Origin of the sequence: Streptomyces sp. NPDC096339 (assembly GCF_044762985.1) — a bacterium.
GTDB lineage: Bacteria > Actinomycetota > Actinomycetes > Streptomycetales > Streptomycetaceae > Streptomyces.
In genome coordinates this window covers 102790-110391 of sequence record NZ_JBIWFI010000030.1, presented here as the reverse complement: position 1 = coordinate 110391, position 7602 = coordinate 102790, and the positions used below count along the sequence as shown (strand labels likewise).

Genomic DNA, 7602 nt, shown 5'->3' with positions numbered 1-7602 from the left:
CCCCGCGCCTCAAACGCCGGCGGGGCTGGAAGATCCAGCCCCGCCGGCGTTTGAGGCGCGGGCGCGAAGCGCCCGTCCGGGGTCTGGGGCGGAGCCCCGGGAAACGGAGAAAGGGCGGGGCGGGGACCGGCTCCGCGCAGCGGAACCCGCACCCGCACCCGGAGGATCAGCGGACCGGGTGCCCCGCCTCACGCAGGGCGCCCTTGACCTCGGAGATCCGCAGATCACCGAAGTGGAACACCGACGCCGCCAGCACGGCATCCGCCCCGGCCGCCACCGCCGGCGCGAAGTCCGACAGCTTGCCGGCGCCGCCCGAGGCGATCACGGGGACCGTGACGTGCTTGCGCACGGCCTCGATCATCTCCGTGTCGTAGCCGTCCTTGGTGCCGTCCGCGTCCATGGAGTTCAGCAGGATCTCCCCGGCGCCCAGTTCGGCCGCCCGGTGCGCCCACTCGACGGCGTCGATGCCGGTGCCCTTGCGGCCGCCGTGGGTGGTGACCTCGAAGGAGCCGCCGGCGGTGCGGCGCGCGTCCACGGACAGGACGAGGACCTGCCGGCCGAAGCGCTCCGCGATCTCCTGGATGAGCTCGGGGCGGGCGATGGCGGCGGTGTTGACGCCGACCTTGTCCGCTCCGGCGCGCAGCAGCTTGTCCACGTCGTCCGCGGTGCGGACGCCGCCGCCCACGGTCAGCGGGATGAAGACCTGCTCGGCGGTGCGGCGCACCACGTCGTAGGTGGTCTCGCGGTTGCCGGAAGACGCGGTGATGTCGAGGAAGGTGAGCTCGTCGGCGCCCTCGGCGTCGTAGAGCTTGGCCATCTCCACCGGGTCGCCCGCGTCGCGCAGGTTCTGGAAGTTGACGCCCTTGACGACCCGGCCGTTGTCGACGTCCAGGCAGGGGATGACTCGTACGGCGAGGGTCATGCCGCCTCCCCCTTGTAGGCCTCGACCTCGACCTCGACGACCATGCTGGGGTCGACGAAGCCGGAGACGATGATCATCGAGGCCGCGGGGCGGACCTCGTCGAAGAGCTTCTTGTGGGCGCGGCCCACTTCCTCGACGTCCCGGGCGTGCGTGAGGTACATCCGGGTGCGCACCACGTGCTCGGGGCCGAGACCGGCCTCGGCGAGGGCCTTGAAGGCGACGCCGAAGGCGGTGACGGTCTGGTCGTACGGGCCGTCCACCCCGGCCGCGGTGCAGCCGGAGACGAGGACCAGGCCGTTGGGGAGCTGGACCGCGCGGGAGTACGCGATGGCGTCCTCGTAGGGACCGCCCGAGGAGATCCGCCGTACCTCGTTCGAGGCGCTCATGCGGAGACCACCTCCAGTGCTTCTTCCAGGGTGAAGGCCTTGGCGTACAGGGCCTTGCCGACGATGGCGCCTTCGACGCCCAGCGGCACCAGCGCGGACAGGTCCCGCAGGTCGTCGAGGGAGGAGATGCCTCCGGAGGCGACCACGGGCCGGTCGGTGGCGGCGCAGACGTTCTTCAGCAGCTCCAGGTTGGGGCCGGTGAGGGTGCCGTCCTTGCCGATGTCGGTGACCACGTAGCGGGCGCAGCCCTCGGAGTCCAGGCGGGCGAGGGTCTCGTAGAGGTCGCCGCCCTCGCTGGTCCAGCCGCGGCCCTTGAGGGTGGTGCCGCGGACGTCCAGGCCGATCGCGATCCTGTCGCCGTGCTCGGCGATGGCCTTGGCGGCCCACTCGGGGGTTTCCAGGGCGGCGGTGCCGAGGTTGACGCGGGTGCAGCCGGTGGCGAGGGCCGCGGCGAGCGAGGCGTCGTCGCGGATGCCGCCGGACAGCTCGACCTTGATGTCCATGGCGCGGGTGATCTCCGCGACCAGGGCGCGGTTGTCGCCGGTGCCGAAGGCGGCGTCCAGGTCGACCAGGTGCAGCCATTCGGCGCCGGAGCGCTGCCAGGCGAGGGCCGCCTCCAGCGGGGAGCCGTAGGAGGTCTCGCTGCCGGACACGCCGTGTACGAGGCGAACGGCCTGGCCGTCGCGGACGTCGACCGCGGGCAGGAGTTCCAGGGTCTTCGGCGTAGCGGTCATCACAGGGTCTCGATCCAGTTGGTGAGGAGCTGGGCGCCGGCGTCTCCGGACTTCTCGGGGTGGAACTGGGTGGCCCACAGGGCCCCGTTCTCCACCGCCGCGACGAACCGCTCGCCGTGGGTGGCCCAGGTGACCTTGGGGGCGCGGATCAGCGGGTTGGTGACTTCGAGGGTCCAGTCGTGCGCCGCGTAGGAGTGCACGAAGTAGAACCGGGCGTCGGCGTCCAGGCCGGCGAACAGTTGGCTGTCCTGCGGGGCCTCGACGGTGTTCCAGCCCATGTGGGGGACGACGGGGGCCTTGAGCGGGCCGACCGTGCCGGGCCACTCGTCCAGGCCCTCGGTCTCGATGCCGTGCTCGATGCCGCGCTCGAAGAGGATCTGCATGCCGACGCAGATGCCCATGACGGGGCGGCCGCCGGAGAGCCGGCGGCCGATGATCCAGTCGCCGCGTACGTCCTTCAGGCCCTGCATGCAGGCGGAGAACGCGCCGACGCCGGGGACGAGGAGTCCGTCGGCGTCCATGGCCTTGTCGTAGTCGCGGGTGATCTCCACGTTCGCGCCGACGCGGGCGAGGGCCCGCTCGGCGGAGCGGACGTTGCCGAAGCCGTAGTCGAAGACGACGACGTTCTTGGTGGCTGCGCTCATTCCCAGATCCCTTGGATTCGCAGGACTCCGGCGGCCAGGCACATCGCGGAGCCGATGGCGAGCAGGACGACGACCGACTTGGGCATCTGCTGCTTCTGGAAGGAGTAGACGCCGCCGGCCAGGAAGAGGCCGACGACGATCAGGATGGTGTTGAGCCCGTTCACGCTAGAGGGCACCCTTCGTGGACGGAAGGATGCCGGCGGCGCGCGGGTCGAACTCGGCGGCGTAGCGCAGGGCGCGCGCCAGCGCCTTGAACTGGCACTCCACGATGTGGTGGGCGTTGCGGCCGTACGGGACGTGGACGTGCAGGGCGATCTGGGCCTGCGCGACGAAGGACTCCAGGATGTGCCGGGTCATCGTCGTGTCGTACTCGCCGATCATCGGCGCCATGTTCTCGGGCTCGGTGTGCACGAGGTAGGGGCGGCCCGACAGGTCGACGGTGACCTGGGCGAGGGACTCGTCCAGGGGCACGGTGCAGTTGCCGAAGCGGTAGATGCCGACCTTGTCGCCGAGGGCCTGCTTGAAGGCGGCGCCGAGCGCGAGCGCGGTGTCCTCGATGGTGTGGTGGCTGTCGATGTGCAGGTCGCCGTCCGTCTTGACCGTGAGGTCGAAGAGGCCGTGGCGGCCCAGCTGGTCGAGCATGTGGTCGTAGAAGCCGACACCCGTCGAGACGTCGACCTTGCCCGTGCCGTCGAGGTTTATCTCGACGAGGACCGAGGTCTCCTTGGTGGTGCGCTCGACCCGTCCGATGCGGCTCATGCCTGCTGCTCCTTCTTCAGTGCGCGAACCGCTTCCAGGAACGCGTCGTTCTCGGCCGGGGTGCCCGCGGTGACCCGCAGCCAGCCCGGCACTCCGTTGTCCCGGACCAGGACGCCCTGGTCGAGGATCTTCTGCCAAGCGGTGTGGGAGTCCTCGAACCTGCCGAACTGGATGAAGTTCGCGTCGGACTCGGTGACCTCGTAGCCGATGGCCCGCAGCTCGATGACGAGGCGGTCGCGCTCGGCCTTGAGCTGCTCGACGTAACCGAGCAGGGTGTCGGTGTGCTCCAGCGCGGCCAGCGCGGTGGCCTGGGTGACGGCCGACAGGTGGTACGGCAGGCGCACCAGCTGGACGGCGTCGACCACGGCGGAGTGCGCGGCCAGGTAGCCCAGGCGCAGTCCGGCGGCGCCGAAGGCCTTGGACATGGTCCGGGAGATCACCAGGTTCGGGCGGCCCTCGATGAGGGGCAGCAGCGAGTCCCGGTGGCTGAACTCGACGTAGGCCTCGTCGACGATCACCAGGGAGGGCTTGGCGGCCTGCGCGGCCTCGTAGATCGCGAGGACGGTCTCCGCCTCGACGGCGGTGCCCGTGGGGTTGTTCGGCGAGGCGATGAAGACCACGTCGGGGGCGTTCTCGGCGATCGCCTGCTCCGCCGCCTCCAGGTCGATCGTGAAGTCCTCGCGGCGCGGGCCGGAGATCCAGCCCGTGCCGGTGCCCCGGGCGATCAGGGCGTGCATCGAGTACGAGGGCTCGAAGCCGATCGCGGTGCGGCCGGGCCCGCCGAAGGTCTGGAGCAGCTGCTGGAGGACCTCGTTGGAGCCGTTGGCGGCCCATACGTTCTCCCGTGCGACCTGGTGCTTGGCCGTACGGGTGAGGTAGGCGGCCAGCTCGGTGCGCAGCTCCACCGCGTCCCGGTCGGGGTAGCGGTTGAGGTTGCGGGCGGCGTCGGCCACGCGCTCGGCGATGCGCCGGACGAGCTCCTCGGGGAGCTGGTACGGGTTCTCGTTGGTGTTGAGCTGGACGGGCACGTCGAGCTGCGGGGCGCCGTAGGGGGTCTTGCCGCGGAGCTCTTCGCGGATGGGGAGGTCGTCGATGCCGGTCACGCCTGGGGAACCTTCCATCCGAAGCGCGCCTTGAGGGCCGCGCCGTGCGCGGGCAGGTCCTCGGCCTCGGCGAGGGTCACCACGTGGTGGGTGACCTCGGCGAGGGCGTCGCGCGTGTAGTCGACGATGTGGATGCCGCGCAGGAAGGACTGCACGGACAGGCCGGAGGAGTGGCAGGCGCATCCGCCGGTGGGCAGCACGTGGTTCGAGCCGGCGCAGTAGTCGCCGAGGGAGACCGGGGCCCAGGGACCGACGAAGATCGCGCCGGCGTTGCGGACGCGGGCGGCCCAGCCGGCCGCGTCGGCGGTCTGGATCTCCAGGTGCTCGGCGCCGTAGGCGTCGACGACCTTGAGGCCGTCCTCCAGGTCGCGCACCAGCACGATGGCGGACTGCCTGCCGGCGAGGGCGGGCTTGATCCGGTCCTCGACGTGCTTGGTGGCGGCGACCTGCGGCTCCAGCTCGCGCTCGACGGCGGCCGCGAGTTCCTCGGAGTCGGTGACGAGGACGGCGGCGGCCAGCGGGTCGTGCTCGGCCTGGCTGATCAGGTCGGCGGCGACGTGGACCGGGTCGGCCGTGGAGTCCGCGAGGACCGCGATCTCGGTCGGGCCGGCCTCGGTGTCGATGCCGATCTTCCCGGTGAAGTAGCGCTTGGCGGCGGCGACCCAGATGTTGCCGGGGCCGGTCACCATGTTGGCGGGCGCGCACTCCTCGGTGCCGTACGCGAACATCGCGATGGCCTGGGCCCCGCCGGCGGCGTAGACCTCGTCCACGCCGAGCAGTGCGCAGGCGGCGAGGATCGTCGGGTGCGGCAGGCCGCCGAACTCCTTCTGCGGCGGGGACGCGAGCGCGATCGAGCCGACACCCGCCTCCTGGGCCGGTACGACGTTCATGACGACGGAGGACGGGTACACCGAGCGGCCGCCCGGGGCGTACAGCCCCACGCGCTCCACCGGAACCCACTTCTCGGTCACGGTGCCGCCGGGGACCACCTGGGTGGTGTGCTCGGTGCGGCGCTGGCCCCGGTGCACGATCCGGGCGCGCCGGATCGACTCCTCGAGGGCGGCGCGGACGGCCGGGTCGAGCTCGTCGAGGGCGGTCTTGAGGGCCTCGGCAGGCACCCTGACCTGCTCCAGCGTCACCCCGTCGAACTTCTGCGCGTACTCGATCAGCGCCGCCGTGCCACGATGATGGACGTCCTCGCAGATGGGCCGCACCTTCTCCAGGGCAGCTTCTACGTCGAACTCGGCACGGGGCAGCAGATCGCGCAGGGCGCCACCCTCGGGGAGGGCGTCACCGCGCAGGTCGATACGAGAGATCACCCCCCAATTCTCTCAGACCGCCTCGATCCACCGTTCGCCCGTATCACTGGCTGATACACGTCCCGGACGTCACAGCCCCCCGATAGCGTTGATCCACATCAGGAAAGCGGAGGGGGGCCGCCATGACCGAGGCGGGCGCGGGCGGGGAACCGGCGGATCTTTCCGCCGCCGAGCACCGCATGTGGGAGGCGTTCCGCACGGGCAGTGTCTGCGATCTGAGCGTGCGCTCCGCCGACCGGGACGACCCGCACGCCGACCACGTGTGGGGCCCGGAGCGCAGCGTCCGCGCCCGGGTGGTGGCGCTGCTGCTGCTCCACGGGCCGCCGCCGGTGCCGGGCCGGGTGGCGTCGCTGAAGCTGCGCGGCGTGCGGATCGTGGGGCGACTCGATCTGTCCGGCGGCGTGGTCGGTCCGTACGTGGAGCTCCAGTCCTGCCGCTTCGACAGCGAGGTCCAGCTCTCCGAGGCCCGGTTCGGCACGCTGCGCCTGGTCAACTGCGCGATACCGCGGCTGGAGGCGTCCCGCCTGCACACGGAGGGCGATCTGCACCTGCCGCGCTGCCGGGTGGCGCGCGGGATCCGGCTGACCGACGCGCAGATCGGCACGGACCTGCTGATCAGCCAGGCCGTGGTGCAGCGCGACTCCAAGGGGCGGGCGATCGCCGCCGACGGGATGTCGGTCGCGCAGGACTTCCAGGGCGAGCTGCTGGAGACGTACGGGGAGGTGAGCCTGCGCGGCGCGAAGGTCGGCGTGTCGATGAACATGCGCGGCGCCCGGCTGCACAACCCGAACGGCCGGTACGCGCTGAACGCGCCGCAGCTGACCGTCGAGCGCACCCTCTACCTGACGTCGATCGCCCTGGACTACGCCACCGGTTCGACCTCCTCCACTCCCCCGTACGGGCTGGGGCCGACGCCGGTGCGCGGCCGGCGGGCGCAGCGCTTCGAGTGCCGGGGCGGGCTGCGGCTGGACGACGGCCGTTTCGGCGACGCCATCGACTTCTACGGCGCGCGATTCGTCCTCGCCGCCGATCAGGAGCTGTCGCTGCGCAGGATCCAGACGCCCGAGTTCCGCTTCGTGGGCGAGCGGCCGGAGCGCGGGCGGGTCGTGGTGTCCGGGGCCAAGGTGGTCAAGCTGGTGGACACCTCCACGAGCTGGCCGGGCCCGGGCGGCGTGTCGATCGAGGGCTTCGTCTACGAGAACCTCGCGCCCCGGGGCCATTTCCCGCTGTCGCGCCGGCTGGAGTGGCTGGAGGCGGCGACGCCCGAGTACTCGCCGGAGCCGTACGAGCGGCTGGCGGCGGTCCTGCGGGCCAGTGGCGAGGACGCGGACGCGCGCGAGGTGCTGCTGGCCAAGCAGCGGCGGCGCCGGGCCACGCTGCCGGCCGGGCAGAAGGCGTGGGGGTACCTCCAGGACTGGACCGTGGTCTACGGCTACCGCCCGGGCCGGGCGGCGCTGTGGATGGCGGTGCTGTGGGCGGCGGGCACCCTGCTGTTCTCGCAGCTGGACCCGCCGCCGATCAAGGAGGACGAGCACCCGCAGTGGAACGCCGCCCTGTACGCCCTGGACCTGCTGCTCCCGGTGATCGATCTGGGCCAGCAGGACCAGTGGAAGGTGTCGGACGGCTGGCAGTGGGGGGCCACGGCCCTCATCCTCCTGGGATGGATCCTGGCCACGACGGTGGCCACGGGCGCCTCGCGCCTCCTGAGGCGGGGGTGACACGGGCGGTCCCCCGG

9 protein-coding genes are annotated in these 7602 nt (G+C 71.8%); 1 reads left to right on the top strand and 8 read right to left on the bottom strand.

Annotated features, from left to right (window positions below; genetic code table 11):
* Window positions 1-166 precede the first annotated feature (166 nt).
* The 8 genes from hisF to hisD are packed head-to-tail and all read right to left on the bottom strand — an operon-like array spanning window position 167 to window position 5867.
* A complete protein-coding gene (gene hisF / locus ACIQ5Y_RS29880; protein ID WP_385130518.1) occupies window positions 167-922 on the bottom strand; it encodes an imidazole glycerol phosphate synthase subunit HisF in 756 nt (251 codons plus the stop codon).
* Complete coding sequence (locus ACIQ5Y_RS29875; protein WP_403887156.1) at window positions 919-1308, bottom strand: RidA family protein; 390 nt, start codon at window positions 1306-1308, stop codon at window positions 919-921. The genes hisF and ACIQ5Y_RS29875 overlap by 4 nt, the downstream gene beginning before the upstream one ends.
* Complete coding sequence (gene priA / locus ACIQ5Y_RS29870) at window positions 1305-2042, bottom strand: bifunctional 1-(5-phosphoribosyl)-5-((5-phosphoribosylamino)methylideneamino)imidazole-4-carboxamide isomerase/phosphoribosylanthranilate isomerase PriA (protein WP_403887153.1); 738 nt, start codon at window positions 2040-2042, stop codon at window positions 1305-1307. Before priA ends, ACIQ5Y_RS29875 begins: the two co-directional genes overlap by 4 nt.
* Entirely contained in the window at window positions 2042-2686 is a 645-nt protein-coding gene (hisH, locus tag ACIQ5Y_RS29865) for an imidazole glycerol phosphate synthase subunit HisH (RefSeq protein WP_403887150.1), read from the bottom strand. The genes priA and hisH overlap by 1 nt, the downstream gene beginning before the upstream one ends.
* Window positions 2683-2850, bottom strand: coding sequence for a hypothetical protein (locus ACIQ5Y_RS29860; RefSeq protein WP_362590272.1), 168 nt, complete (start codon window positions 2848-2850; stop codon window positions 2683-2685). Before ACIQ5Y_RS29860 ends, hisH begins: the two co-directional genes overlap by 4 nt.
* Window position 2851: 1 nt before the next feature.
* Window positions 2852-3445, bottom strand: a complete 594-nt coding sequence (gene hisB, locus ACIQ5Y_RS29855; RefSeq protein ID WP_030707279.1) for an imidazoleglycerol-phosphate dehydratase HisB — start codon at window positions 3443-3445, stop codon at window positions 2852-2854.
* Window positions 3442-4548 (bottom strand): histidinol-phosphate transaminase, encoded by a 1107-nt coding sequence (locus tag ACIQ5Y_RS29850; protein WP_403887145.1) that lies wholly within the window; start codon window positions 4546-4548, stop codon window positions 3442-3444. The genes hisB and ACIQ5Y_RS29850 overlap by 4 nt, the downstream gene beginning before the upstream one ends.
* A complete protein-coding gene (hisD, locus tag ACIQ5Y_RS29845) occupies window positions 4545-5867 on the bottom strand; it encodes a histidinol dehydrogenase (protein WP_403887142.1) in 1323 nt (440 codons plus the stop codon). Before hisD ends, ACIQ5Y_RS29850 begins: the two co-directional genes overlap by 4 nt.
* A gap of 122 nt (window positions 5868-5989) precedes the next feature.
* Between hisD and ACIQ5Y_RS29840 the strand changes: the two genes are divergently transcribed.
* Entirely contained in the window at window positions 5990-7585 is a 1596-nt protein-coding gene (locus tag ACIQ5Y_RS29840; RefSeq protein WP_403887139.1) for an oxidoreductase, read from the top strand.
* Window positions 7586-7602: the final 17 nt, after the last annotated feature.

Coding starts and splice junctions, on each gene's coding strand:
- hisF (WP_385130518.1), bottom strand. CDS start 922: ATGACCCTCGCCGTACGAGTCATCCCCTGCCTGGACGTCGACAACGGC.
- ACIQ5Y_RS29875 (WP_403887156.1), bottom strand. CDS start 1,308: ATGAGCGCCTCGAACGAGGTACGGCGGATCTCCTCGGGCGGTCCCTAC.
- priA (WP_403887153.1), bottom strand. CDS start 2,042: ATGACCGCTACGCCGAAGACCCTGGAACTCCTGCCCGCGGTCGACGTC.
- hisH (WP_403887150.1), bottom strand. CDS start 2,686: ATGAGCGCAGCCACCAAGAACGTCGTCGTCTTCGACTACGGCTTCGGC.
- hisB (WP_030707279.1), bottom strand. CDS start 3,445: ATGAGCCGCATCGGACGGGTCGAGCGCACCACCAAGGAGACCTCGGTC.
- ACIQ5Y_RS29840 (WP_403887139.1), top strand. CDS start 5,990: ATGACCGAGGCGGGCGCGGGCGGGGAACCGGCGGATCTTTCCGCCGCC.